The sequence below is a fragment of the Methylophaga sp. UBA1464 genome, from assembly GCF_002325665.1.
Taxonomy (GTDB): domain Bacteria; phylum Pseudomonadota; class Gammaproteobacteria; order Nitrosococcales; family Methylophagaceae; genus Methylophaga.
The window spans coordinates 15,407-40,949 of the sequence record NZ_DCSO01000042.1 but is presented as its reverse complement, the minus strand read 5'-3'; the positions used below and the strand labels follow the sequence as shown (position 1 = coordinate 40,949).

Annotated in this window: 26 protein-coding genes; 25 read left to right on the top strand and 1 reads right to left on the bottom strand. The window is 45.4% G+C overall.

Going from position 1 to position 25,543, the window contains the following annotated elements; genetic code table 11:
- Positions 1-162: 162 nt before the first annotated feature.
- Positions 163-882 (bottom strand): hypothetical protein, encoded by a 720-nt coding sequence (locus B3O33_RS04335; protein ID WP_292358924.1) that lies wholly within the window; start codon positions 880-882, stop codon positions 163-165.
- 612 nt (positions 883-1,494) lie between these two features.
- Here B3O33_RS04335 and B3O33_RS04330 point away from each other — a divergent pair.
- From B3O33_RS04330 to B3O33_RS04210, 25 genes are all read left to right on the top strand, one after another.
- Entirely contained in the window at positions 1,495-2,496 is a 1,002-nt protein-coding gene (locus B3O33_RS04330) for a tyrosine-type recombinase/integrase (protein WP_292363036.1), read from the top strand.
- A 221-nt stretch (positions 2,497-2,717) separates the two neighbouring features.
- Positions 2,718-3,218 (top strand): hypothetical protein, encoded by a 501-nt coding sequence (locus B3O33_RS04325; protein WP_292363034.1) that lies wholly within the window; start codon positions 2,718-2,720, stop codon positions 3,216-3,218.
- A 52-nt stretch (positions 3,219-3,270) separates the two neighbouring features.
- Positions 3,271-4,209 carry a hypothetical protein gene (locus B3O33_RS04320; RefSeq protein WP_292358929.1) on the top strand — a complete coding sequence of 313 codons (939 nt, stop codon included), beginning with the start codon at positions 3,271-3,273 and terminating at the stop codon, positions 4,207-4,209.
- A complete protein-coding gene (locus tag B3O33_RS04315) occupies positions 4,202-5,788 on the top strand; it encodes a hypothetical protein (RefSeq protein ID WP_292363032.1) in 1,587 nt (528 codons plus the stop codon). Before B3O33_RS04320 ends, B3O33_RS04315 begins: the two co-directional genes overlap by 8 nt.
- Before the next feature lies 1 nt (position 5,789).
- Complete coding sequence (locus B3O33_RS04310; RefSeq protein ID WP_292358932.1) at positions 5,790-7,157, top strand: hypothetical protein; 1,368 nt, start codon at positions 5,790-5,792, stop codon at positions 7,155-7,157.
- On the top strand, positions 7,150-9,213 hold the full coding sequence (locus B3O33_RS04305) for a hypothetical protein (protein ID WP_292363030.1): 2,064 nt from the start codon (positions 7,150-7,152) through the stop codon (positions 9,211-9,213). Before B3O33_RS04310 ends, B3O33_RS04305 begins: the two co-directional genes overlap by 8 nt.
- Positions 9,206-9,409, top strand: a complete 204-nt coding sequence (locus tag B3O33_RS04300; RefSeq protein WP_292358935.1) for a hypothetical protein — start codon at positions 9,206-9,208, stop codon at positions 9,407-9,409. The genes B3O33_RS04305 and B3O33_RS04300 overlap by 8 nt, the downstream gene beginning before the upstream one ends.
- A 272-nt stretch (positions 9,410-9,681) precedes the next feature.
- Positions 9,682-10,002: a type II toxin-antitoxin system MqsR family toxin gene (locus B3O33_RS04295; protein ID WP_292358939.1), complete on the top strand. Its 321-nt coding sequence runs from the start codon at positions 9,682-9,684 to the stop codon at positions 10,000-10,002.
- A gap of 18 nt (positions 10,003-10,020) precedes the next feature.
- A complete protein-coding gene (locus B3O33_RS04290) occupies positions 10,021-10,599 on the top strand; it encodes a type II toxin-antitoxin system MqsA family antitoxin (protein ID WP_292358942.1) in 579 nt (192 codons plus the stop codon).
- Positions 10,599-11,060, top strand: a complete 462-nt coding sequence (locus B3O33_RS04285) for a hypothetical protein (RefSeq protein ID WP_292358944.1) — start codon at positions 10,599-10,601, stop codon at positions 11,058-11,060. Before B3O33_RS04290 ends, B3O33_RS04285 begins: the two co-directional genes overlap by 1 nt.
- A 202-nt stretch (positions 11,061-11,262) precedes the next feature.
- Complete coding sequence (locus B3O33_RS04280) at positions 11,263-13,899, top strand: hypothetical protein (RefSeq protein ID WP_292363028.1); 2,637 nt, start codon at positions 11,263-11,265, stop codon at positions 13,897-13,899.
- Positions 13,900-13,952: 53 nt separating this feature from the next.
- Positions 13,953-14,438, top strand: a complete 486-nt coding sequence (locus B3O33_RS04275) for a hypothetical protein (RefSeq protein WP_292358946.1) — start codon at positions 13,953-13,955, stop codon at positions 14,436-14,438.
- A complete protein-coding gene (locus B3O33_RS04270; RefSeq protein ID WP_292358947.1) occupies positions 14,428-15,039 on the top strand; it encodes a hypothetical protein in 612 nt (203 codons plus the stop codon). Before B3O33_RS04275 ends, B3O33_RS04270 begins: the two co-directional genes overlap by 11 nt.
- A complete protein-coding gene (locus B3O33_RS04265; protein ID WP_292358949.1) occupies positions 15,024-15,446 on the top strand; it encodes a holin family protein in 423 nt (140 codons plus the stop codon). Before B3O33_RS04270 ends, B3O33_RS04265 begins: the two co-directional genes overlap by 16 nt.
- Positions 15,443-15,751 carry a hypothetical protein gene (locus B3O33_RS04260; protein ID WP_292358951.1) on the top strand — a complete coding sequence of 103 codons (309 nt, stop codon included), beginning with the start codon at positions 15,443-15,445 and terminating at the stop codon, positions 15,749-15,751. Before B3O33_RS04265 ends, B3O33_RS04260 begins: the two co-directional genes overlap by 4 nt.
- Positions 15,748-16,359, top strand: a complete 612-nt coding sequence (locus tag B3O33_RS04255) for a hypothetical protein (RefSeq protein WP_292358952.1) — start codon at positions 15,748-15,750, stop codon at positions 16,357-16,359. Before B3O33_RS04260 ends, B3O33_RS04255 begins: the two co-directional genes overlap by 4 nt.
- Positions 16,356-16,859: a hypothetical protein gene (locus B3O33_RS04250; protein ID WP_292358954.1), complete on the top strand. Its 504-nt coding sequence runs from the start codon at positions 16,356-16,358 to the stop codon at positions 16,857-16,859. Before B3O33_RS04255 ends, B3O33_RS04250 begins: the two co-directional genes overlap by 4 nt.
- Complete coding sequence (locus tag B3O33_RS04245) at positions 16,856-17,269, top strand: hypothetical protein (RefSeq protein WP_292358956.1); 414 nt, start codon at positions 16,856-16,858, stop codon at positions 17,267-17,269. The genes B3O33_RS04250 and B3O33_RS04245 overlap by 4 nt, the downstream gene beginning before the upstream one ends.
- A gap of 12 nt (positions 17,270-17,281) precedes the next feature.
- Entirely contained in the window at positions 17,282-17,446 is a 165-nt protein-coding gene (locus B3O33_RS04240; RefSeq protein WP_292358958.1) for a DUF7210 family protein, read from the top strand.
- A 43-nt stretch (positions 17,447-17,489) separates the two neighbouring features.
- Positions 17,490-18,242: a hypothetical protein gene (locus B3O33_RS04235; protein WP_292358960.1), complete on the top strand. Its 753-nt coding sequence runs from the start codon at positions 17,490-17,492 to the stop codon at positions 18,240-18,242.
- 32 nt (positions 18,243-18,274) lie between these two features.
- Positions 18,275-18,520: a hypothetical protein gene (locus B3O33_RS04230; protein WP_292358961.1), complete on the top strand. Its 246-nt coding sequence runs from the start codon at positions 18,275-18,277 to the stop codon at positions 18,518-18,520.
- Between the two features lie 8 nt (positions 18,521-18,528).
- Positions 18,529-19,029, top strand: a complete 501-nt coding sequence (locus B3O33_RS04225) for a hypothetical protein (RefSeq protein ID WP_292358963.1) — start codon at positions 18,529-18,531, stop codon at positions 19,027-19,029.
- Between the two features lie 122 nt (positions 19,030-19,151).
- Positions 19,152-22,190 carry a tape measure protein gene (locus B3O33_RS04220; protein ID WP_292358964.1) on the top strand — a complete coding sequence of 1,013 codons (3,039 nt, stop codon included), beginning with the start codon at positions 19,152-19,154 and terminating at the stop codon, positions 22,188-22,190.
- Positions 22,187-22,567, top strand: a complete 381-nt coding sequence (locus B3O33_RS04215; protein ID WP_292358966.1) for a hypothetical protein — start codon at positions 22,187-22,189, stop codon at positions 22,565-22,567. The genes B3O33_RS04220 and B3O33_RS04215 overlap by 4 nt, the downstream gene beginning before the upstream one ends.
- Before the next feature lie 8 nt (positions 22,568-22,575).
- Positions 22,576-25,543, top strand: a 2,968-nt coding sequence (locus B3O33_RS04210) for a hypothetical protein (RefSeq protein ID WP_292363026.1), incomplete at its 3' end; no start/stop codon positions are given.

Here is a 25,543-nt window from a genome sequence, read left to right as displayed (position 1 = left end):
GGCGGTGAGATATCTCACCGCCTTTTTGTAAACACCCAATAAATGTAAATATTGGTTTGCCTTAATATGGCGTCCCCAAGGGTGAGCGAAGTTTATCCCTCTATATCTATGGTTAGTTGTGTCCCATTTTGAACAATTGCGTAAGTGTTTTGATTAAACTACTCATTTCAATGCTTCAGTTCGTGCCTCTGCCAGGTTTTTTTCATAAATATCAGCGAACTCTTCAGATATTAAATTAATATCCTTTAAGTTCTTTGTTATTTTGCTTGCTCGTTTGATGTACGAATCAATGACCCAGGTACTATTAAGGTGTTTAACCAATTCAGTTGTAGTCACAATTATGTAGGAGTGTTCATCCTTGATTTCCATAAAGTGCGAAATTACAGGCATTGAAAAGTAATTTTCAGGGTTTTTTATATAAAATATTAGTTTTGAAATCTCATTTTCAGGATCAAAGAAACTATTTCCTAGTTGATTGCCTTGACAGTAATCATTGCAGGAAATTAAGCCGAAAACTGAATGAGCAAAATCAGTACTTAGAGAATTCTCAGGCTTCGGAATCAACACCTGGTGTATTAGTTTTTCATAGTAATCATAATGATATATTAAGTTATCTTCTATCTCTTTACGTATCTCTGTATTTTTTTGCAGCTTCAAAGAGTTGGTTTGATGTCTAATCGTGATAGCTAAAAAAACCAACGAGGCGCCTGTTAAAAGTGGCAATGTCATATTACCGAAGTAAGTGGCGAAATCAGCAAAATCTGTTGGATCTCCAATGGTCCAATTTTGAAAAAACCATAAAAATGCACCTATGACAAATAAAAAAACCAATAAGCATAAAGTAAGTGCAATATAAAGAGTGTGGTTCTGGTTTTTATCCATTATTTAAGTCCTTTTTGACAGATTTAAAATATTAAAACATTGAGTATCACACATCTTAGCTCACTGAAAATCCCACTTTATCGACGCTAAAACAGCGGTTAACCTTGTCATTTAACTACCCCCGCACCCCCAAACGAGTAAATTGGCGCGCAGCACCTTCGGCGACTGCGCTTAATTCGCTTCGCTCAAACCCTATAGAGGTATAACACTTCTGAATCGCGGATTGTGTGGATGGACTGGTTAAGTTGTTGATGTTTGAGACGTTTTTCTTTTCAGGTTTGTTGAAATCTACACCTTTTTGATATTTTTCTACGCACTTTAGCCATTTTCCTCCGCGCGCTCATTTTCGTTCAATAAGCCCTATATCTATCTATCTTGTTCTTTTTATTAAAAAAAGAGAGATATATAGAGTAAAGGCTGATCCGCAAGTCAGGAAGTATTCAAGCAGTGAAAATGAAATGAACCCCACAACTAAGATCGGCCCCCGCAGTTAAGTTGCGGATTTGTGCGGGGATTAATTTCTATATAAAACAGTTGGTTATGATATAATTGGTGCATATCCACGGGTCCGCAAGTTGCGCTGCCCCTGGTCACTTTTTTGGGGTGATACTTATGGATAATGCTGCCGTTATTAACGATTGGCTTAGATGGTTATCAATGTCTAAGGGGCGTGCAGATCAAACTATTAATAAATACCGTGGTTATCTTGTCGATTTTATTGCGGCACTTGATGGCCGTGATTTGTCATCGGTAACGCTGGAGCAGTTGGAGGATTACACTGGCCGGCAGCTTTTTGAACGGAAACTTTCCGTCAGATCTCGCACAGTGGTTGTTGCTGCAGTGCGTAATTTTTATGCCTGGGCCAAACGTGTAGGGCATATCTCATCAAACCCAGCTGATTCACTCGAATATCCAACCTTTGGGCGACGTCTTCCGAGACCAATATCGTTATCCGATGCTGAAAAGCTGTTAATGGCGCCTGACCTCGATTCATTCATTGGTATTCGTGATGCAGCGATGATGTCTTTATTGATTGGTTGTGGTATGCGTGTTTCTGGTTTGTGTAGCCTGAATCAATCCAGCCTCATTTGGGCGAAAGATCACAAAGGCCTGCAGCGATTATTCATTCGGACAATAGAGAAAGGTAAAAAGGAGCGGCTGATTCCCGCACCTGCAGAGTGCATGCTGCTAATTAGAGCCTACCTTGGCCACACCGAACTGGACTCTATTGACCGGCACCTTAGTGATGGTGACCAGGTGCTGTTTGTATCCACCAGGAATTACTTAGTTAAGAGGCATGAATACATTGGTGAGAAGCGGCGTATAGCAGCCCGAAGTGTTAACGATATGCTGGCCAAATATGCAGACAAAGCGGGCGTTGATCCGCGTGTGGCACATCCTCATGCATTCAGACATTTGTATGGTACGGAAGCGATAGAGAGTGATGTGAACATCCTTACTCTCAAGGCTTTGCTTGGCCATGAACGGGCAGACACCACCGAGATTTACACCAGACTTGCCATGCGTAAGCTGACTGAAGATGTTGACCGGGCTAATCCACTCGGCAAGATGCGCACACCAGTAACCGACCTGGTTAAACACCTGAATTCCTGATTTCCATGACGCATAGACAAACATCCCTATCTGGTCGTGCATGGTGCTTGGAAAAGTTATTGGCTGTGCCACGCCTATTTCATAAACCTAGTCTTAATGGATGCTGGCGAGTAGGTGCAGGGGTCTTCGGAAATCACCTTTCAAACGGCCTAAAGCTAATTGGTGCTGAGAAATAATTACTGCGTGTTATTCAATAAAGCGCAGTTATGAGGATGTATGACATGAACAAACAGGGGGTTAGCATGGCTCTGGATAAACAAAAGCGCAGTTGTATGAACGAAATGAAACAGAAAGATCAACCAAGTGATGGGGTGGGGGCTCGGAATGAAGGGGTCAGCCCTGCCCAGCAGGGAGGACGGTACCTAGATATCTGCACTGATTTTGAAGTTTCGGAAAAAAATTTTCGCGACCCACGCATTGACGATTTATCAAAAGTCGGCATCAATGGGAAATGGCGTGGTCTTGCTCAGCAACTCGGTTTTGATGTGTTTATAGTCGCTTGGAATCATCTAAGTATGCTCGCTGAAACCGGTGATGACGGTCATCGTGTATATGTTCCCCAATTTGAGGTTTTCATGCGGTTCCAGCGGAATCGTTACATCATGTCATTGCACAACGATGGGTATAAGCCTCGGCAAATTCACGATATTGTGGCCCGTGACCTTGGTGAGAATGTGCACACGTCCCATATATCGAGAATCATTAGGCAGAACACCGGTTAAAACGCCTTTTTCCCCCCTGTTTTGATTGTCATGCTGTGGTGTTATTGGCAGCATGGCAAAAAACCGTGACCCATTTTCACAGCTCAAAGAAGTGAATTTTTCCTGCTCAGATTGCAGACATAAATTCGCTGGCGAACCAGATCGCGTTTTAGACGCTCCAGGCCGCGGCCATCCTTACCAATATTTCGCTATCTGTCCTATTTGTGATGCTGAAGCTGCCCAGGCGAATTGGGAACAGGGCTTAATGGCGTCATATGGCAAACATACCGGCCCAAAAACACCGGAAGGCAAGTCTGCTGCAGCCGATAATATTGCAGGTCATCCAACAGCCGAAGAAACTATCCGAACTCGTTTTAATGCAATGAAACACGGCCTTAAGGCGCGTGTGGCCAAATATTTTCCAGCCAAACCTGGCAGTTATCCTCACTGCAATACTTGCGATATCGATTGGGATGAATGTGCTGCAAGTGTGGCTTGTATGCGGCGAACAGAGCTTTTTATGCGTCACCAGATAGCATTTGAGACACAGGATCCGGGTTTATTGACTGATATCCGGTCAGATTTGCAGGCAAGTATTCAGGCGATTATTGATGACATTATTCTGGCAATTACCAGTGAAGGTGTCGCACTCAGAAACCCAGCCTATTCATTCGATAAAGATGGTGGTTTCCATATCGCTGAATATGAAGATACGGATGGCAATCGTCGACTGATAGAGGAAGTCAGAGCTCATCCACTTCTAAAGGTCCTGTCCGAATTCATCAGCCGAAACGGTATGTCATTAACTGACATGGGTATGACGGTTAAAACTGCCGAAGCCGATCCACATAATATGGGGAACATATCCGGTGGTGATGAGAATAAAGCGTCACTGCTGGAATACCAAAAACAGCAAACCCGTCAACTGGAAGCACTTGCCGACATGATTAAAAACAGTCAGCGGCGAATAAATGAAGATCCTGTTGTGATCGAGTACGGAAACAATGGCTGAGCGAGTCAACGCCGCCAAACGTATTGAACTAACGCATGTCGCCGAGCGTGAAATAATGAGGTTCGCTGATGATCATGCTCTGTGGCATAAACACGTTCACAACGTCGAATTAGATGCTGCTCAAGTACTCAAATGTATCGAAATGGATCAGTATGCCAATACGATTGATTACTCCTGCAGGCGTACAGGTAAAACCGCTGTAAAAGAGCTTCACAACCTCAAATATATAGCCACTCATGCCGATCAGGAGTTGGGTATTGTTGCCCCTCGAGAAGCACAATCCATCATTAACCTGAATTATCACCTGGATGCCATCCGTCGTTCGCAAATCTTAGACAACTATCTGATGTTCAAGTCAGGTAGAAAGCAAATGTCCGATACCAAATTTCAACTTGCGAATCGTAGTGTTGCCCAAGCATACGGCATCATGGCGCAAATTGATGGTGCCGACATGACAGTCGGTAGTATTGAAGAGGTTGATGATTGTCCTGCAGACCGTCTGAATTCACGCTTTTTACTCACCATGGGTGCAACCCGTCGGTTAGGAGCCAGTAAAGATTCTGTGAATGAGCCCAAGATTCGTATTACTGGTGTTTTAAAGGGTGCAGATACGCTCAGTGATTTGATTGCAGCAGGGCATTATCACGTTTTGACGATCATTAATGCCTACCTTGGTATTGAAATGGGCATTCTCAACGAATCATTCATCATGCAGATGCGCTCTCAATTGGCGCCCGATGAATATCTTCGGCAGCTGCTCTGCAAAAATGTCACTGCTCGTAATTTGATATGGGAAAAGCATATTCGCCGGGCACTTACCGTGGGTTTGGCAGCCAATCTTCAACATGCCGAACCTTTACCTGGCATTAAGCGTAAAAAAAATGGTCTGCTGGCATTTGGTTACGATGCCGGTGGCCATGGTGAGGATCCACATTCATCCAAACACGCTTTGGTGGTGGTTGAGCAGATTGGCAATTTCGTCACATTTCCTTTCGTTAAAACATGGCCGGCCGGGGCTGATGATAATGTGGTGAAGCGTGATCTGATTGGTTTATGGCGTTACTTTGACCCGGATTATGCCATTGGCGATGCCTATGGTGTTGGCATGCTTACGCAATTGAATGATGAGCTGTATGGCGAAGGCCTTACGGATATCGACCGTCGTAGTATAGGTGACGGTGACAGTACTGCCAGCACCTGGTCACATTGGCCGTTTGCACCGCTGCGATTTGAAGGCATGACCAAACATGCCATGGCACAGCAGTTACGAAGCGTATTTCACAATAACCAGGCTGCTATTCCGTATTTCGATGATATGAATGTCCCGGCTGAGCTGCTTGATATGCAGGATTTTATCCGGCAGTTGCCCAATATCGTTCCAGTCAAAACCAAAACCAGTTATGCCAGTTATAAACGGGCCAACAGCAAACTTGGCGATGACCTTTTCGATGCTGCCATGGCCGGTGTTTGGGCGATCACTACCCGTGGTGCTACAGACGTGAAGACGGTCATCGCAACCCGAACTCAATCATATGATCAACTACTCGGCAACATGCCTCATGCCATAGTCATGAATTGATATGTCACTTATTCAAAGACTCAAAGACCACTTCAGCCGTCAAAATTCACCGGCTCAAGTCGACATCACACAATTACCTGGTGAAAACAAGCAAACCTCGGAAATCGGTACCAGGGCAACTCCAGAAAACAGCCTTAAATATGTTTATCGACAATTATGGGTGGATCCTGACCTTAGACAATCGATCATGGATATCCGTGAAATGGATCGTCGCGATGGCAGGGTCAAAAAGCTTCATAAGCGCATGGCCGCTACAGCAGTGAAAGGTGGCCTTAAACTCAAAACCGCTAGTAAAAACAAACGGATCATCAATGCCTGGAAGACATTTGAGCAACGAACACAGCTAAAAAATCACCAAAAGCTGCTCTCGGATGCACGAGGTCTTGCTATGGAAGGAAATTTACCGCTGCAGCTGGTACTGGATAAACAAGGGCGAGTATCTGGATTGATTCGGATGCCAGCTGAGACGGTTTTACCGTTGGTCCAGACTAATGGCCAATTCCATGATACACAAAAAGCTTACAATCAAATCGACCTAACCACCGGAACAGTGATTGCCACTTTTGCACTTTGGCAACTGCAACTTGCCAGACTTACTCCAGACAGCTTCGATGATAACGGTGCGCTTGGAAGGCCTTATCTCGACGCCAACCGTGAAGTTTGGCAAAAGCTGGTCATGACCGAAAAAGACCTGGTGATTCGTCGGCATCTTCGCGCACCTCTTCGATTAGCACATATCTTAAAGGGGGCTACTGAAGAAGAGCTCAATGATTACCAGGCAAAAGTCGAAGCTGAGCAAGGTCAAATAACAACTGATTATTATCTCAACAAAGAGGGCAGTGTTGCGCCGATTCAAGGTGATGCCAGCCTTGACCAAATCGCTGACGTAAATTATTTGCTCGATACCTTCTATGCAGGTTCACCTGCACCAAAAGGCCTGTTTGGTTATACCGGCGATCTGAGTCGTGACATTCTCGAAGATCTTAAGCGTGATTATTTTGATGAAATTGACTCGATGCAGGATGTTCAGGCCTCCGTTTATGAAAGCTCTTTCAAAATTGACCTGTTGCTGCAGGGGATTAACCCGCAAAGTTATGAATTCAGTGTGGTATTCAGTGAGCGTCGCACCGATACGCCAAATCAACGTGCCGATCTGGCACTCAAACATCAAGCTTTGGGTGTGCCGCGAGAATTAGTCTGGGATGTGGCTGGCATGAATTCCTCAGAAGTGTTGGCACAGATAAAAGCTGAGGCGGAGAGTGATGATCCTTATCCAGAGAGCGCAGCCAATCCTGATGGCCCTAACGTTAGGATTACACCTAATAACGCGCCCAAGGGTGAATCCGCCACGAGCATAAATAATGGCTGATAATCGCCGAACGCAGATAAAATCCAGCATAAAGAGAGCATCCACCGCCGTCAGAGCGGGTGCGAATCGACTGGACCGGCAGGCGTTAGATGAATTGACCGAGCTTTACCGCCGCTCTGCATATCAGATTGGTGAAATTGTTAATAGTTATGCAGATCGAGACGGAACGTTGAGGTTAGATGTCATGCGTGAGTTGTTGGGGCAAACTGAAGCTCAGATAGATCAACTCTCCGCAATGCGTAATCAGCTTCTCGATGAAAAAATGCTGGAAACTGCAGTACTGGCTACCACACCTTTTCAGCAAGTTGCCAGTGAGTTAAATAGCACTCTTACTCGTATTGCCAATGATGCCGTTGCCCAGGCAAAAAGATTCATGGATGCTGATGGCCTGCAGCTTTCAGATCGACTCTGGCGTCTTGATAATCATGCCAAGCGAGTCGTGGGTGATAATATTCAAACAGCCATTATTCAAGGCCATTCAGCAGCTCAGGCAGCACGTGAATTTCTCAGCCGCGGTGAAGGTGTTCCTTCTTCTGTTTCTCAAAATATACGAGCGGCCAATGCAAGTGCTGTTAGCCGTAAGGCATCTGCGGCACTCTTGACTGCAGAGGGCAACCCCTACAGTAATGCACTTCGGGTTTTCCGTACCGAAATTAATCGATCCCATATTGAGGCCTATCGTAATACAGCCGAATCTCACCCGGATGCGATAGGTACTAGGTTTTTACTTTCACCCAACCATCCAGAAGTAGATATCTGCGATATGCACGCACGGGCGAATCTGTATGGGCTTGGTCCAGGTGTTTACCCCTTCGGTAAAAGCCCACTGCCAGCCCATCCCAATACATTAAGTTATGAAGAAATTGTTTGGCGTGATGAAATAACGGTAGAGGATCGAGAAAATAAAGTTGAGCGATTGGATTGGCTAAAATCCCAAAGTGATAGCCGTCAGATACAGATTCTCGGTGTCCGCAAGGCCTGGATGCTTAAAGAGGGGTTTTTGCAACAAAATATGATTGCAACGCCCTGGTATGTGCTGAAGGCAAGGCTCGAAAAACAGGGCATCGATATTCCTAAAATTGGTGGAAACAGTACACCGGTGACATCGGTACGAAATTCATCAACTAGTTCTGGACCGTGGGTTGATAACGCTAGTCAGACTCCCTGGCATATAGCTTCATTTGCCCAAAAATCTGTAGTGCATAAAGCTATTGAGCGTCACGATGCCAATTTTGGCGGTGTAAATATTGTGAGAGGCGGGGCTTATTACGTTTCCGGCCGACAACAAATATCAATGTCTGAAACCTATACCACCGACCAACGACGGGCCCAGGGGACTTGGCGACATGAATACGGGCACTATTTGGATAATGAAATCGCTCGTAAGCAAGGTCTTCCAGTAAGATTTCGATCATCAATGGACGATTTTAGTGGTCCGATGCGTAGTGAAACTCGCTCTTTGACTAATTTGGCGGGTTTAGGTCGTGCCAGTACAAAACAGCGTGAAAGGTTTAATGACAATCGTGTTGCTATTGAAAATGTATCTGTCCGATTAGGGGATCTCACCGATCCACAATCTCGGCGTAATGAGATTGATCAAATGGCACGTAAGGTTGGTTTTACGCTAAATGAAATCGAAGATGCGATGGACAAGGATTTCATACTGCCACTAGGAACGGCTGAAGGTGATGTCCGCCTGGCGAGAATTATTACCGCAATCGAGCGACGCGATGTATATCAGTTAATGATAAATCTGATTCCCGATGACACCAATATAAGCGGATATCGTCGAAAGGTGCATGGTAAAGGGCTCGTGGGACATTTTTCCGATTTACTGGGTTCGGCATCAAAAAATAGGCTTGCTGGGTTTAGCGGTTGGGGACTTGGCGGGCACCAAAACTCCTACTACAAACAATTTAAAGAGAATCAATACACCGAAGTTTTTGCAAACTTCACTACGCTGATTGGGGGGCAAGAACCTTTTTGGGCTAAACTAATGGACAGGCTTATGCCTGCTACTACACAGCGTTACCGGGAGATCGTCAGCAATGAGTAATGAAAAGCAACAAGCTAAGTTGGATGACGTATTAGACCGGTTTTACGATAAGTTTGGTTTTTATCCGTTCTTTTCTGGGTTTGAAGAAACACTGATGGTTGAAGACCGTTTTATTAATAAGCTGGAAAATGCCATCCAAACTAATGACCCTGAAATCGATATCAGTGATTATTTTCCTGATGGAGAAAACCTTTAATGCAAGCAATCAGTAATTTACCCAAAAAGCAGGATCGTNNTAGTTAAAAGTCGCGTGTTAAAAGTGTTGGCTGATAGTATTCGAGCTAAATGTCAATGTAAAAACTGGGTAGAATTGCCTTTTATTTATCGTATATAGCTACATGCTATGATTATTACCGCCTAACTTATTACAGTCGGGATGAGAGAAATCTGAACGAAATTGGTAAAAAATGAGAACAAATTGCAGAATTCTTGTATTATCTTTTGTAACCATAATGGTTAGGTGTTAATGTGTCTGAACCCTTTTATGACTTAGAAACAGTACGACAACTAGCAAGCCAAGGGCATATTCAGTATGCCGGTAGAAGGGTTCAGCTGGATATTCAGAATTTAAATTATGAATTAAATGATGTTCTAAATTGTCTATGTAGCTTATTAGTTAACGATTTTTGTCATACGGTGAATTATGATGGGGAAAGACAAGATGTTTACAAAACACGCTACCAACTAGCAGGTAGTAATCAGCATGAAGACGAGCTTTACATAAAGCTTTTAATACAAAACAATCAAATTTGTATACAGCTTTGTTCGTTTCATTTGCAGAGAAAGTAAACAATTAAGGAGAAAAAGATGAGCATTCAATGTGTCCGTTGCAATCAGGGCAGTGTGGATGTTTTAACTGATACTGCGACGGTAAATTATAAAGATAAAACTTTGTCATACTCCATGCGTTACAGCTTATGCGCTAACTGTGGATATGAATTTATTAGTACAGATCAAATAAAGCAAAATGATCAAGCGTTCAAAAAAGCTAAATGTGAAAGTGACGGGCTTCTTACTCCGCAGGAAATACGTAATGCAAGAGATGCTTTGGGGATAAACCAAGATTTGGCTGCAAGTATTTTTGGTGGTGGTAAAAATGCTTTTTCAAAGTATGAGCGTGGTGAGGTGACTCAAAGTCAAGCCATGGATACCTTGATAAGACTTTGCCTTAAATATAATGGTCTTTTTAGAGAAGTTGCGACTATGAGATCTGTAGTAGATGACTTAACAATTATAAATAAAAGACCTTATATAACAGTTATAGAGGGACAAGGTTTGCCTAGGTCTAAAGTACGGATTAATTCTGAATCTGTGCAGGTGAATTATAAACCTAAAGGTCATCTTCGGACACTTGTGCCACAGACTAAATATCAAAAGGCTTCATAATGAATCAGGAGCTTATTCAAGAAGCTATTAAATGTGTCGAACTTATTGATATTAGGTTTAATGCAGGCTCTCTGGTTAGGGATGATGATTTTGACGATAAGTCGAATGCTGAAGATATTTCTCAGCAGACGCGATTTAGTGTTTCAGCTCAAGTAATGGAGTCAAGCGAACCTTCTGTTAAGGTTGATCTTGCTCGGGTAAAAGTTGAGTTTGGAGCCCGATATATTTCCGACGAATCAGAAACTGTCATGGCCGAGGTGATTGCTGAATTTATCGCGGTTTATGAAGTTGAAAAAGGTTTAAGAGATGAGGCTGTTCAAGAATTTTTTAAATTTAACGTTGTTCATAACGTTTGGCCTTTTTGGCGGGAGCATCTACTCCGTTTGACCAGCTCTGCTTGTTTGCCTAGATTTGTTGCCCCACTATATAAACAGCTGTCAAATCCTAAACCCGAAAGTTGATAGGATTTTTCATTCATCACCAATGAAGGGTTGTAACATGATGGGGCTAATTTTTTAACTAGGCGTGTAAGCCTAATTCCCCCCTGTTTTGCTTGACCCAATATTAGAAACTGCATACCGCTAGAAGGTATAACGCCCTGAAGCGAAAAGCCTGGCAGACCGAGCCCCTCGGTTTGTCAGGCTTTTTTTATGGACGATAGGTATGCAGAAACCACGCATTTTTAGATTAAGCGATAACGAACCACGCAAGATTCGTTTTATTTCCGATCGGGTGGATGCCCGGTTCCTTGCAGAGGATAAAACCTCGACGGTTGTCACTGTTACCCGTACTGGCAATTTTTTTGATCCACGCTATGGCAACTTTGATATCACCAAAGAAATGCTGCTCAGCATGGTTAGTAACTTCGCTGCTGGTGTTTTTGGCCAGGATATCGTGCTGGACGTTGGACACATGCCGCACCTAGGTGCTGCTGGCTTTTTCAAACGGCTTTTTTTGGATGGAAACAAGCTACGTGGTGAGGTCGAGCTGACCGAATACGGCATCGAAGCTATCAGAAAAAAAGGGCACGTTTACGTTTCTGCAGAGTTCGATGAAAACTTTATCGACAATGAACATCGCAAAGCACATGGCCCGACCCTACTGGGGGCAGGCTTAACCCCGAGACCCGTCATTAAGCACCTTGATCGTGTGCAATTATCCGAAGAGGCGCTGGATGGCGCACCGATGACGCTGGTATCAGACCGTATCTCCCGATTATTGAATGAGGATCTGAACATGAACAAAATTTTAAAAGCATTATTGGCGTCATTGGCCGCATTGAAGTTATCAGAAGACGTACAAAAACAACTTTCTGAAGCCTTTCAAACAGCCGCTAAACCGCTGGGTGATGATGAAGTGGCACTTAAAGCGCTTCAGGAATCATTTGAAGCTACTGGCAAGCAGTTGGCTGAGCAAATTGGCGATAGAGTTGTCACGCTTAGCATTCAAATGCCGACCCCTGCCACACCTGTCGTGACCCCAGACCCAGCTAATCCAGCGGCCAAAACATTATCTGAAGATGATGTTAAACGCATCTTGTCAGATGCTGCCAAAACTCAGCAGGAAGCTGATTCAGCTACTGCCAAAAAACTGAGTGATAACCAGGCATTGTTTGATAAAAAGCTGGCAGAAAACGAATCATATAAAGCTTTATCTGAACCAGCACAGAAAAAACTCAGCAGTGCTCGCGAATTGATCAATGCTGAAATGTCGGCTGATCAAATTACACGACTTGCTGAAAACCAATGGAGCTTGGCCGCCGATATGGCCGTTAGCACACAATTGGCCAGCATGGGTTATCAAGTCGCTGGCAATGCTCACATCACTGTCGATGACAGCAACAGTGTAAAAGCCCTGCAGGAAACGGTTGATCAACGTTTGGGTATTTCCACCAAATCTAAAGTAAAACGCTTCAGTAATACCGGTGGTGAGCTGCAGACCGAAAACAAAACGTTAGCCGAGAAAGCACTGGCACAATATGATCACGAACACGCGGCACAGCTGCGTGAAGAACACAAAATGCTGGCGGGCGGTGCAGGTAGCGTTTCAGACGTTAAAGTACCGGCCATTTTTGAACGTACTGTTATCCGTGAGGCGCTATATAACCTCGTTGGTTTACAGTTTGTTGATGCCGGCACATTGCCATTTGCCGCTTCAGCCATGATTCCGTACAGCTATCGTGATGATTCGGCTGCAGGTCGTGGTGATACCCGTCGTTATGAAGGACAAGGCATTCGTCGAGGTGGCATTATTCAAACGTCTGATAATGCGTATCCCATCCCACAAAAAATTGCTTTTGAAGTTTCTGATGAACTGCGTTACCTGACTGGTAGCGGCATCCTGAACTATGAAGCGGTTATGGAAAACGTCAATAACGCCGCCCGGATCGTTGGTGAAGATACTGAGCAGCTGATCTTTAATGAGATTCTGCAAAGCTCGGATGAGTTTGGCGCGATTCCCATCAATCAGGAAGTTATCGACACTGATGTTGATGGCACTAATAACGTGTTTGTGCTGGCACATTTCCCCGTCGTACGTCCGCGCCAAATCTTTGATCTGAAGGGCGCGCAAGTCGGCAATACCACTAACCCAGTAGTTATTGAATACAACTCTGGATCAGGCTTTACCGCAATCAGTGAATTCGACGGTACCGGTGAACAAGATGCCGGCACTTACTACTCGCTGGACTTCAACATGGGCGAATTGATGTTGGTCGACCAGGCTGGTGCAATCGTCACCCCGGCCGATGCGCACACTATTCGCGCCAGCTACAGCCGTGCAACCAACAGCTTTGCCTTTGATACTGATATGGGTAGTGCTGAGGCTGATGTGCATTGGGATGGTTTCTTATATCGCTACGGCTTACGTAAATCTGAAATTGAAGACAATCGTTTCCACCAGGCGAACTTTGGTCTCATGTCAGGTACCACTATGAATAGCGTCGAACGGGCTAAACAGTTTGGCGCCAACAATGCTCGGAATGGTACGGATTTAAGTGCCAACGGTAATCTGGGCCGCGTTAAAGATGTGCCTAACTACAAAACCTCGGCCCCTGGCCTACATATGGGCGACCAGCGTGTGGTCATTGGTGAGCGTGGGGTTACCCGCATGCGCATGATGAAACCTTGGGCTATGGGTGAGCTGGAAAATCAACGTGATGAAAATGGCCGCTTCACAGGCAAAAAAGAAGCCTACGGCGACCAATTCATTGTGTTGCATACCCCAACGCCGCTCAAACGAGCTTATAGCTCGTTGGTATTGTTCAGTAATACCGCGCGTGTTGCACGGGAAGCAGGCTAGATAAACCCGTCCCGCCCTGATGGCAGGGCGGGACACTTCTATTGAGGTGAGCCATGCAAGATTTAATTCCCATTGAAAATACCGGTAAGTTTCCCAAGCCTGTCGCCGGCCGAATGATTCCACCAGGTGAAGTACGCTATTTTCATGCGCGTGATTTACCGGCGCATTTAAAACCAGGTGCTAAACCAGCTGAAAAACCAATTGAAGTCGATCCAAATGCGGCCATTAAAACGCTGCTGACTGGTTCGGTTAAAGAAGTTACCGCCAAATTACATTTGCTGAGTAATGCAGATTTGGAACAAGTGCAGATCATTGAAGGCATGCAGCAAAACCGCTCAACGTTGCTGAAAGCAGCAAATGAAGAGCTGTTGCGTCGTGCCGAAATTATGAGTGATCCCGATCTATCAGGTTTTGAAAAATATCAAAAACTACACAAGATCAATGGTTCGAAAGTAACTACTGTCGACCAGTACATCTTAAATAACATTATTGATGTTCCCTTAATGCATGTGGCTAATGGTGAGCCAAGTGTTGGCTAGTTTAACCAGGCTAACCCCCGAAGCCCTGATCACCATCATGGAAGGTATGGGCTATCCGGTTTATCAGGGCGATTACAACTTGAATCTGGTCGGTGTACGTGCTGCCGACCACGATTCAAATCGTTTTAATGATGCGTTACTGATTTTGTATATGGTTGCCGGCCGCTGGCATTTGCATTTTTTCAGCTTTACCACCGACCCAGGCGAGCATTACCGAGAAAACCCGATTAATACATTGGGTACCGCCGTGCTGGTACCTGGTCATTATCCTGGATGCTGGCGTATAGGCACTCACCAGGGTAAATACAAAGCGTTAGTGCAGTGCAAAGAAATGACTGTCTATCGCGACAGCAACCAAGATAAAACACTGGATACCGAAAACGTACCAACCGACACCGGATTATTTGGTATCAACTTGCACCGAGCGAATGAAAACATGCCGTCATCAATAGTCGGCAAGTGGTCTGCTGGATGCCAGGTTATTCCATCGCCACTTGATTTTGACTTGCTGATGGCGCTGGCCGCTGTCTCGGTAAATCAGTATGGCGCGTATTTCAGCTATTCACTGCTAACGGAGGCACAACTATGTTTAACCTCGTAGCAGGCAGTTTGTTGGATATCGGCGGCAAGCTGATCGACAAACTCATTCCAGATCCAGAAGCCAAGGCCAAAGCCCAGCAGGAGCTGCTGGCCATGCAACAACGTGGCGAAATGGCCGAGCTGGAAACCCGTATGGCGGCCATTATGGCTGAGGCCAATTCAGCAGATCCATGGACCAGCCGTGCACGGCCGTCATTTTTGTATGTGTTTTATTTCATCTTGATTTCGTTGGTAATTATTGCACCGTTTGTGGGGGTGTTTTTCCCTGTGGAGATGCAACAGTTTTATGAAAATGTCAGCGCGGGATTTAAAGCTATTCCAGAAGAGCTTTGGTGGACCTTCACAACAGGGTTTGTAGGGTATGGCGGTATGCGAACTTATGAAAAAGCAAAGGGAGTGGCTAAGTGAGTGAAGATCTTAACCGGATTCGGCAAGAGATGAGCGACCAATTCAAGGCTATCCGCAGTGATATTAAAGAGATATCGACAGCACTGGTCGAACTGGTGCGTCTGGATGGAAAATTTAACTCAATCAGTGAACTGGTTAACAGAGTGGCCATAGAAACTGATGATCTTGAAAAACGGGTAAGAAGCCTAGAAAACAATGCCGGTGTGAACAACACCAGAATTGGGAATTCCGAACGCCTCGTATGGGTATTGGTAACCGCCACTTTAGGATTGGGTTTTGCAGCTCTAAAGGCGGGCTTAATTTGAACGGCTTAACGCTCACTGCATTACTGACCAGCCATAAGGCAGGATTAGGCGCGTCTGCGAAGAAGTTTGCAGCGGCCGACGATGCTGATTTGAAACGGCATTTTGATAAGGCCTTGCCGGGGTTTTCCAAAATTCGCCGGCGCACCTTGGTTGCTCATTTGAGTCTGCAAGCGGGTGTTGCAAACTATCCAGCGCCAAACGACATGTTGGCACCAACCATCAGTCGATGGGGTGTGCAAAAACTACAACCCTGGCAGCCGGGATACGGACCGCTGCCAAAAATAGGGCAGTTTGAACTGGATGGGCAGCAGATGATCAATCTGCATCCAGCCCCCACTATCGAACAAATCAGCTGCTTTGGCACTGAATATCCATTGTTTTATCTAGCATTGCATCGCCTTAGTGACGAAGAGGCTGAGAGCACTATACGTCCAGCGGATCAAGATTTGTTTTTGCTGTTGGCACTTATTGAAGCCATGACAGAATTGGTGGCTTCAGGTGTTACTGAACCCGTATCACTTCAGCGAAGCATGGGTGCAGTGAATTCAAACATGACTCCAAGCGCTGCCCTGACTGCATTGAACAGTCAACTGGAGCGGATGCGATGAGCAGCTTTACGATTGAGGTTCAAGCCAGAGCCGCCGCCCAGGCACTTATGAAAGCGGCCAGCATCGCGCCTCAACGGATCGATCAGGCCGTGCAAAGGGCTGCGATTGAGACCAGCGACAAGATCCGCACCGACAGCGAATTTCCAACGGCATTTGGACAGTTACGGAATAGTTTTTATCCAGAAAAACTGGAAGAAATGCAATGGCTGATTGCGCCTCACACGGACTATGCTGAATACGTTCATGAAGGCACACGTGGCGGCGGTTTTGCACCATTCATGGATTTATTGGCCTGGGTTAAGCGAAAAGGTATTCAGCCACGTAACCCAAACTGGTCAATAGAAGATCTGACCTTTGCGATTCAACGCAAGATTTTGCAGCGTGGCACACCAAAACAACCTTTTGTGCAAAAGATTGCAGACAGCGGCTTCCCTCAAAATCGGTTAAATGCGTTGGTCTCAACTGCCGCCGGGAAAATTTTGGCTGAGGCGGGCTTATGAACTGGTTTTTAGTTATGACTGCCATGCTCGCAGCGTTAAAAACTGATGAAAATCTTTCTGGCATAGGTATTCGGGCAGGTGCATTGGTACCGGTACCGACCGAACCAGAAGTTCGACTTATTCGTGGCCCATCCCAACCCAAAACCAATGAACCTGGCTCAGTTAATGAGCTGACGATCTGGGTTGAGTGTTGGGAAGTGGATGATGAAGCGGTCGATCCAATGATTGGTTATCAAAAACTTGCCGATCTGGAAGGCCGTGTTATCACAGCCATTAATCGTTTTGGTGCCGGTGATCAGCGAATTGACGGCAAGAAGATCCGTGTCCGGCCGGGGCGGGCCGAACCAGATGGCGATATCTTCCGCCCCATGGTCGGCAGCCGCACGGCTGTTGTTATTTCCTGGCAATAAAGAGGCATTTTCATGGCTACAAAAACCACTACAAAACCTGAAAAGGTAGAAGTCACCTTGGTGAAACACCACAAGCATGCCGGTGAAGACAAAGAACCGGGCGATAAAATCAAGGTTACATCCCGGCAAGTTTCATGGCTTCAAAAACGCGGAATCATTGATAAATCGGCTGCTTAATCAACAGCGGAAACATTGTTTAATTTAAATAGGAGTCAGCATCATGGCAGGGTTAATCGCAGAGGGCACTTTGTACCTCAATCGAAAAGTTAACGGGGTTGCACAGGGCATTGTGAGAGTCCCTGGTGTGACACGCTTTAGTATTCAACCAGCATCTGAACGGCTGGAAAACCGCTCAAAAGATAAAGGTAAATATGGACAGGTTACCGATACGGTCGTCTTACCACAGCCTACGGTGCTGGGTATCTCAATCGGTGAAGTTGATGGTGAGTCGCTGGCTATTGCACTGATGGGTGACTTGGAAACTATCGATGTCACGGCAGGAAGCGTCACGGATGAAGAAGTCACCACTAAAGGTGATCGGTTTGTGAAGTTGGATCATAAAAACATTACAGCCGAAAGTGTAGTGGTCACCGGCGCGGATGAAGTAACGGTGTTTGAAGAAGGCACAGACTACGAAATCAACTATTCACTGGGCCTGATTTTGGCGCTTAGTAGTGGTGCTATTACTGAAGGTGAGGTGGTCACTCTGGATTATGACCACGGACCTATTGCCGGGAGCCGAATCAATGGTTCAACACGGCCAGAAGTGCGTGGTGAATTCATCTTGGATGGACGTAACCTTGCCGATGGTAAAGAGCTTTCAATTACCGTTGATGAGGCAGTAGTGGCAGCTGAATCTGAAGTTGATTTCATGTCCGATGAATTTGTTCTGCTGGAGATGAGCGGCACGATGAATACGTTACAGGGTAAAAATGCGCCTTATACCGTGGATTATGGCTTAACAACTAGTTAATGGTATTCCTGCCAAGGATGGCGGGATTTTTTATGAGTTTAATCGTATCAGTCATCGCTGAAAATAATGGCCATAAAGTAATGATTCCGTGTATCTGTCGGGATTTGGATGACTTTTATGAGGGGTATTTTTTAGAGTTTGAAAACTCTGCTCCTGTTCGCCAGGGGCGATATTCCATGCCTGACGATCTCCAGACAGGCTATGCCGGTTATAAAAAGAAACACCAATTAAAACTCAAGGTAATGCTGTTTGAACGTCGCCAAAATTCATCTTTATGAGGTTATGTATGCAAACGTTATTAATACTATTGGCAACACCTTTTTTAGTTTGGGGGGCAGAGTTTCCAGATATGGGTCATCTCACGTGGGATGACCCTGTTTGGTACTCAGAAGATGGCCGTAAATGGCATCAGGCGAACTTCGTTCATTACTCAGTCACTACATCATGTCGTCAAGTTGAATCTGAGAATACGGAATTAATCCAACCAAGCATTTGTGATCAACAAAATCGCTCGGTTGGGTTGATCTGGTATGACAAACCTGATCACCCGGATAACCTTGTAATCAACTACATCCAACCAAATGATCCTACGCTTGAAGATCCTCCGGATAAACCCACTAAAGCTGAACTTTATGGATTATTAACCAGGCTGGAAAATTTGCTTAAAACGCAAGATCCAAGGTCAACCTTTAGCACTGCAGAGGGAATGATGAAAGATCGAGAGCTGCTATTGCAGCGAATTGAAGTGCTGCGTGAAATTTTAAAACAATGGGATGGCGCTATTTAAACCTGATTCACCCCTGATTTGCTTGTGTAAAACCAGAATACTGATGCCTGATCGATAAAAGGCATCGCACCACTAAAAGCCACGGTTCCTCTCTCAGCCGTGGCTTTTTTTTTGGACTGCACATGGCAAATAAAGTAGTTGAAATCTTACTCAGAGCACGCGATGCAGCCAGTGGCGTAATGGCCAAGGTTGGCAATGCCGTGCGCAATTTTGGCGATCGAAGCCGTGAAGCCAAAGCGCCCGTAGAAGACCTTGGCGATACAGCTGAAGCAACAGGTCGCCAATCAGAAACACTTTCCGGTGCCTTATCAGGCCTTACCAAGCGACTCATTGCATTTATTGCGGCGGGTTTTGGCCTGGCGAAACTTAAACAAGGTTTAACGTCAGTACTAACAACCGGTTCTCGGTTTGAATCTCTTAATACTCAATTAGAAGCATTAACCGGTAGCTCAGAAGCCGCTGATGAAGCACTTGAGTGGATTAAAGAATTCACTAAAAACACCCCTGCTCAACTGGATGATGTGGCTAATGCTTTCACCCGCTTGAAAGCCTTTGGCCTTGATCCGATGGATGGGACGCTGCAGGCGCTTGTTGATCAGAACGAGAAGCTTGGCGGGGGGCAGGAACGACTCAACGGCATCATTATCGCTGTTGGCCAAGCCTGGGCAAAACAAAAACTGCAAGCGGAAGAAACCTTGCAGCTTGTTGAGCGCGGCGTTCCTGTATATGACCTTTTGAGTAAAGCATTAGGCATTACTTCTGATCAAATAGAAGACATGAGCCGAAATGGTGAACTTGGCCGTGATGCAATTCGAGCATTAATAAATGAAATTGGAAGTTCATCGTTGGGAGCTGCTTCCAAACAGATGGAAGATACCCGTGGTTTAGTCTCAAACTTAAAAGATGAATTCGTAGCATTCCTCAATGAAATATCCGAGCAAGGTGCATTGGAATATTTCAAAAACGAATTACGAGATCTACGTGATCAGATAAAAGAAATGGCCCAGGATGGGCGTCTTCAACAATATGCAAAAGATATATCCGATCGTATTGTCCAAGCTGGTCAGGCGGTTAAACAATTCGTATCCCTCACCGTTAGTCTGAGCTCTGAGTTAATAGCTTTAGGCAAAGTTTTTATTGCGCTTAAGTTTGGCGCTATGATTCAAAACTTTTATGGCATGGCCACAGCTGCAACAGCTGCAGCTGCATCAACAAAAGCACTCACAGCTGCATTAGTGCGAACCGGTTGGGGTGCAATTGCCGTTGGAATTGGCTATGTTGCGGGAAAGGTTTGGGATCTGCACGAAGCCAACTCGGCATTATCTGTAAGGCAGGCTGAAGTAACCAAATATCAGGCTGAAACAGCCAAAATTTATGAAGAGCTTTCTGAAAAGCTAGGTGTAACGGTCAAAACATCACATGATTTACGCCAGGCCGTTGAAGATGGTTTGATCGTTTGGGATGAACAAAACAGAACTTTTGAGCGTGCTACCGAAGCCGTCGATGAATTGGCTGAAGCGGAACGTGAATATCAGTCTGAATTAGAAGGCATTGATGCCGATATCGACGCTCAAGCTCAAGCCTTATTAGCCAACGCTCAAGCGGCTAAAGAAGCTGCCACTCAGCTCGATAGTATGGCTAACAGTACGGATGGGTTATCAAAATCACTGGAGGGATTATCAGCTAATTCACTTAATGATCTTGTATCTGGATTTGATAAAGCTGTTGAAGATGGTTATATCGAACCGCTCAAAGCAGTGGATATGGAAAGTGCACTATTAGGAGAAGTGTTCAGAAGGTTAAATGTTGATACCGAAATATTCCGCAGTGGACTTAGTCAAGCTGGGGCCGACGCGATCCAATTGTTTGATACGTTATCCTCTCGATCAGCGACCACTTCTGAAGAGCTCCGCGCCTCATTCGTCTCTGCTTTAAATGCCATTGAAACAACAAAAGGTGTAACCGAGCTTAAAAACAGAATTACTGAATTAGGGAAAGAAGGACGTCTTTCCTCAGCGGATCTGAAAAACTCATTTGCAGATATCGAGATAGCGGCGGAATCACTCGATAAACGATTACAGGCAGCCAAAGCATTAATTAGTGACTTTGGTGGCGACATTAATACCTCTTCAACCATTTCTCAGCTTCAGGATGTTGGCAATGCTGCAGCATTAGCCTGGCAGGAGGGAAAACTCAGTGCTGAAGAGTACTTGCAGGTCATGTCTGAAGTCGACCGCAAGAAAAAAGAACTGATTGATACCACCAAAAAACAAGCTGAAGCCGAGCGAGAAGCTGCCGCTGCGTCTGAAGAAAAGGGCGATGCTGAATCAAAAAATGCTGTCCGGGTGGTTGCTGTAAGGCAAGAACTCGCAGGGGCGGCAAAAGAAGAAGCCGAAGCATTGCAGCTTGCCAGGGATGAGGTTAATAAATCTGACCTGGCCTATGGCTATGGAATGTCTCACCTGGTTAAGTATTTCAAAGCGGTAGAGTCAACCGCCAAGGAATATTTAAACGCTAACAGAGAGGCACAAGGGCTGGCGAAAGCGGTTACCCAAGTGACCACTGATGTAAATACATCCGAGCAATCACTTCAGTCATACAAAACACAACTTGAAGATGCCATTCAGAATGGTGATCGTCTTAACAATCAATCACTGAGCCAACTCCAATCAGCCTTGTCCGAAGTTAAAAGCCGTATTGAATCTATCAATAACGAAACACGATCTGCCCGAAGTGAACTGGCTGGGTTAGAGGGTGAATTAGCCAGCCTGCAAGGCGATCAGCAAAAACAACAGCAGCTGCAATATGAGCAACGTCGCCTTGATATTTTAGACAAAATAAATACTGCAGAGGCTGAGGGTAATCGAGAAGCTGTAGCAAACTATCAAAAATCGTTAGATTTACTCAGCCGGATTAACTCAGTTAAGCAGCAAAATATTCGTAAAACTGAGCAAGAAACACAGGCTCAAAGTGAACAGCCCGGCTCTGCATCCTCGCCATCAGCACAATCAACAACCAATACTCAAGCTAGTGCACCGGCCCGTGTTGTTAATTTGCAATTTACGGGACCTGATGGACAGACAGCGACTGTTATTGCTCCCGAATCAGAAGCCGAAAACGTCATCGATATTTTGCGTACCAGTGGAGCTCGTACCAGATGAGTATTTTTCTTAATGCGATCGAGCTGCCATCTGATCTGTTGTGGGTTGATGAATATGATTGGTCTCCCGTCGAACAAACCATCAATAAGTCTTTAACTGGTGCATTGATCATTCAAGAGGCAGCACAGCTAAAAGGTCGGCCCATAACCCTCGTTGGTGGAAACGATTATGCATGGGTTACTAAGGCGACCTTGGAATCGTTGCGACTGCTATCCCAAACAGCAGCTGAAAACCTGACGCTGAATTATCACGGAACGGATTACAACGTTCGGTTTATGCGTGATAGCAGCCCAGTGCAAGGTCGACAAGTCGCCGATTTTGCCAATCCTCAATCAGATGACCGGTATAGCGTAACTATACGGCTAATAGAAGTTTAGGAGCATTTATGCCCATTCAGTCTCAAGATATTAAGATTTTCGAATCCGACACCATGGCCGACGTAGAGGAAGGCGGTGGTGGAATGACAGGGAATGTCATCATCGATGGCGAATCAAACAATATTTTTGAAGATATCAGCACTTTGGACCGGGTTTATGGTGCTGTGCATATGCGTAAAGTCTTTCCCGGTGTGTTTACACAAACACAGGATAAATATTTTGGTGCCCATGTCATCATCAGCAAATTGCCTGGTGATCAAAAAATTGGTGTCAACCTATTTAATACCCAGGATTGGTTTGATCGCCGTCCCGTCGCCCAGAGCAGGGTGGAAAACTATCGTGCGAAAGGCGCGGATTACATCGGGTTTTTATGGGCTACGCAATACAAAGACAGCAAGGTCATCACGATTTTTCAGTCTGAAACGTCCCCTATACCAGGCATTGGGGAAGTGCTCTATTTAACCCAAAGCAATGACACCCAGAATCAATTCATCAAAATCGTGAGATTGGACGAAGAGGTTCAAACCTTTACGGATCAACAAGGGGTATTCAGAAGACGGATATTAACGATTGAAATATCCCAGCCGTTAAGTTTTGATTTCGTAGGTGCTCAAGTCACACGATATGACACGATTACGCCAACGGCCACCATCAAACAAACGATTGTTGCCAATGCTGCAAAGTATTTTTCAGCACGTCCGCTCGCTATTGATGCAGAAGTGGGTGACTTAAGCCTTCGAGTAGACAGTGTTTATTCGCAGGTCATACCCAGCTCAACACAAGAGTTGGCTATCACTGATGCGGATCCGAATGGGTATACCGCTACTCTGACGCCTTCGGCCAGTGCAAATGTTTCTTTTACAACCAGCTCGGTCTTTCAAGCAAATAGCGTTATTTATTTGGGTAATCCCTGCACACCAGGCTCGCTCTCTATCACTATTTCTGGTGGCACAATTACCGATGATAGTGGTCAGTTACGAATTGGCGCCAACACAATAGGGGTGATTAATTATGCGGATGGTACCTTAACGTTTGCGGCAAGCTCTCCTACCTATAGTGGAACGAAAACAATCAGCTTTTTACCGGCCGCATCACCGGTAAAAATTGCAGATACAGCCATGTTGGCGGTTACTGAAGATAACCGCGGGCTGGTCTGGACACATACCATCACACCGGCACCTAAACCCGGTTCAATACAGGTCAGTTATCGTGCCCTGGGAAACTGGTACACCCTATATGACAACGGTGGTGGTGGACTCGCTGGACAGGAAGCGGGGATCGGTTCAGGCAACGTTAATTATGCCACCGGAACACTCTCGGTCACATTTGCTGCATTACCCGATGCTAATAGCGAAATCATTATTACCTGGGGACGTGATGCCAGATATTTCAATCGGTCAGATATCGCACCCGATCCCTTTGCAATTAAACACCAATTGCAGCATCAAGGCGTAGCACCCGGCACGCTTACCATTGAATGGAGTGACGGTACCAACAGAACAATTACCGCAGCAAGCGATGGATCATTAAGTGGTTATGGCAGTGGTTATATAAACCATGCCACCGGTGAATTGGAGTTTTGGCCCAATACCTTGCCATTGGGCGGAACGGATTTTGAAATCAATTATCAATACGGCGATGCTTTTTCACAGACATTTAATGCACCGTTAAAAAATCCATCTGATGAACTGGTATTAGATCTCGACGTAGCCGATTTGGTACCTAACTCCATTGAGGTGTCATGGAATGTCACCGGTGATATTGAAGAAGTAAGCAGCACCATTGGCCTGTTACAGCAAAATGTGACCGGCAACCAAATTAAGCAGGATAACGGTTCAGGTGCTTTGCAAGGAATTGCGGGTTCAGTAGTGGATTATGCTGATGGCATCATCACATTTAAGCCTGATGTCACCATTGGTCTACCGATACCGGTTTATCAGAATGTGGTGGTTGGGGAAGAATACTATCAGATACCGCCATCCACTATTTGGACGGCTAGATTACTTTATGAGTCAAAGCTTAGCCACATTGTTAATGATAATCGGCCTGTGTATTTCCCTCAGGATGGCAGTGGAAGCGTCACCGTCAGATACCGACTGACAGACTCGCCACAAGCTGAGACGGAAACTATTACGTTAAGTGCAATTGAATTGGACTTGAGTAATGGCTATGCCGAAGCAATCGTTCCTGGCAGTGTTCGATTCAGATTTGGTGGTGATACCTATATCGATCGAAACGGGCAGCTGTATGCCAACATCAGCCCGGTTACGGGTGCAGGCACTTATGCCGGTACCATCGATTACTCAACCGGTAATATTGTTCTGAACTCATGGGCCACCGGATCCGTAAACGATATTGATTTACTTTCACTGACTACTCAGGTTGGTAAAGAACCCGTTGCTTCGATGGTGTTTCGTATACCAAGTGCTCCAGTTAGACCCCAGAGCTTCCAATTACGAGCCGTCCCCATTGATGGTGGCGGGCAAATCACAGCCACTGCAGATGAAACGGGTTACATTAATGGCACGGGTATGGTGGGTCGAATTACCTATGAAACCGGTGTTGTGTTTCTTCGGTTTGGTGAATGGGTGGTTGCTGCAGGTAATGAGGGTGAGGAATGGTTCGATCCATCTGCAGTAGATGAAGATGGGATGATTTTCCGGCCCAGCCATGTTTATGCTGACACTATCTTTTTCAACGCAGTAAGCCAAACATTCTTACCTCTCGATGCAACTATCCTAGGCCTCAATCCGGTCAGGCTGCCACAAGACGGACGCATTCCTGTTTATGCGCCTGGTGATGTAGTCGTAATACTGAATGATCAGACTACTGTTGGTACATTCACTAATGGACAACAAACCGATTTAGGGCGCATCAGAATTGCCAAACTCTCAATCCGAGACAGTGCTAATCAAGAGCTGGAAGCCAATCGTTATTCCGTCGATCTCAATACGGGCTTAATTGATTGGGTTGATT

What these genes read in the sequence shown, in the direction of transcription:
- B3O33_RS04335 (WP_292358924.1), bottom strand. Translation starts at nt 882, where the DNA reads ATGGATAAAAACCAGAACCACACTCTTTATATTGCACTTACTTTATGC.
- B3O33_RS04330 (WP_292363036.1), top strand. Translation starts at nt 1,495, where the DNA reads ATGGATAATGCTGCCGTTATTAACGATTGGCTTAGATGGTTATCAATG.
- B3O33_RS04325 (WP_292363034.1), top strand. Translation starts at nt 2,718, where the DNA reads ATGAACAAACAGGGGGTTAGCATGGCTCTGGATAAACAAAAGCGCAGT.
- B3O33_RS04320 (WP_292358929.1), top strand. Translation starts at nt 3,271, where the DNA reads ATGGCAAAAAACCGTGACCCATTTTCACAGCTCAAAGAAGTGAATTTT.
- B3O33_RS04315 (WP_292363032.1), top strand. Translation starts at nt 4,202, where the DNA reads ATGGCTGAGCGAGTCAACGCCGCCAAACGTATTGAACTAACGCATGTC.
- B3O33_RS04310 (WP_292358932.1), top strand. Translation starts at nt 5,790, where the DNA reads ATGTCACTTATTCAAAGACTCAAAGACCACTTCAGCCGTCAAAATTCA.
- B3O33_RS04305 (WP_292363030.1), top strand. Translation starts at nt 7,150, where the DNA reads ATGGCTGATAATCGCCGAACGCAGATAAAATCCAGCATAAAGAGAGCA.
- B3O33_RS04300 (WP_292358935.1), top strand. Translation starts at nt 9,206, where the DNA reads ATGAGTAATGAAAAGCAACAAGCTAAGTTGGATGACGTATTAGACCGG.
- B3O33_RS04290 (WP_292358942.1), top strand. Translation starts at nt 10,021, where the DNA reads ATGAGCATTCAATGTGTCCGTTGCAATCAGGGCAGTGTGGATGTTTTA.
- B3O33_RS04285 (WP_292358944.1), top strand. Translation starts at nt 10,599, where the DNA reads ATGAATCAGGAGCTTATTCAAGAAGCTATTAAATGTGTCGAACTTATT.
- B3O33_RS04280 (WP_292363028.1), top strand. Translation starts at nt 11,263, where the DNA reads ATGCAGAAACCACGCATTTTTAGATTAAGCGATAACGAACCACGCAAG.
- B3O33_RS04275 (WP_292358946.1), top strand. Translation starts at nt 13,953, where the DNA reads ATGCAAGATTTAATTCCCATTGAAAATACCGGTAAGTTTCCCAAGCCT.
- B3O33_RS04265 (WP_292358949.1), top strand. Translation starts at nt 15,024, where the DNA reads ATGTTTAACCTCGTAGCAGGCAGTTTGTTGGATATCGGCGGCAAGCTG.
- B3O33_RS04250 (WP_292358954.1), top strand. Translation starts at nt 16,356, where the DNA reads ATGAGCAGCTTTACGATTGAGGTTCAAGCCAGAGCCGCCGCCCAGGCA.
- B3O33_RS04245 (WP_292358956.1), top strand. Translation starts at nt 16,856, where the DNA reads ATGAACTGGTTTTTAGTTATGACTGCCATGCTCGCAGCGTTAAAAACT.
- B3O33_RS04240 (WP_292358958.1), top strand. Translation starts at nt 17,282, where the DNA reads ATGGCTACAAAAACCACTACAAAACCTGAAAAGGTAGAAGTCACCTTG.
- B3O33_RS04235 (WP_292358960.1), top strand. Translation starts at nt 17,490, where the DNA reads ATGGCAGGGTTAATCGCAGAGGGCACTTTGTACCTCAATCGAAAAGTT.
- B3O33_RS04230 (WP_292358961.1), top strand. Translation starts at nt 18,275, where the DNA reads ATGAGTTTAATCGTATCAGTCATCGCTGAAAATAATGGCCATAAAGTA.
- B3O33_RS04225 (WP_292358963.1), top strand. Translation starts at nt 18,529, where the DNA reads ATGCAAACGTTATTAATACTATTGGCAACACCTTTTTTAGTTTGGGGG.
- B3O33_RS04220 (WP_292358964.1), top strand. Translation starts at nt 19,152, where the DNA reads ATGGCAAATAAAGTAGTTGAAATCTTACTCAGAGCACGCGATGCAGCC.
- B3O33_RS04215 (WP_292358966.1), top strand. Translation starts at nt 22,187, where the DNA reads ATGAGTATTTTTCTTAATGCGATCGAGCTGCCATCTGATCTGTTGTGG.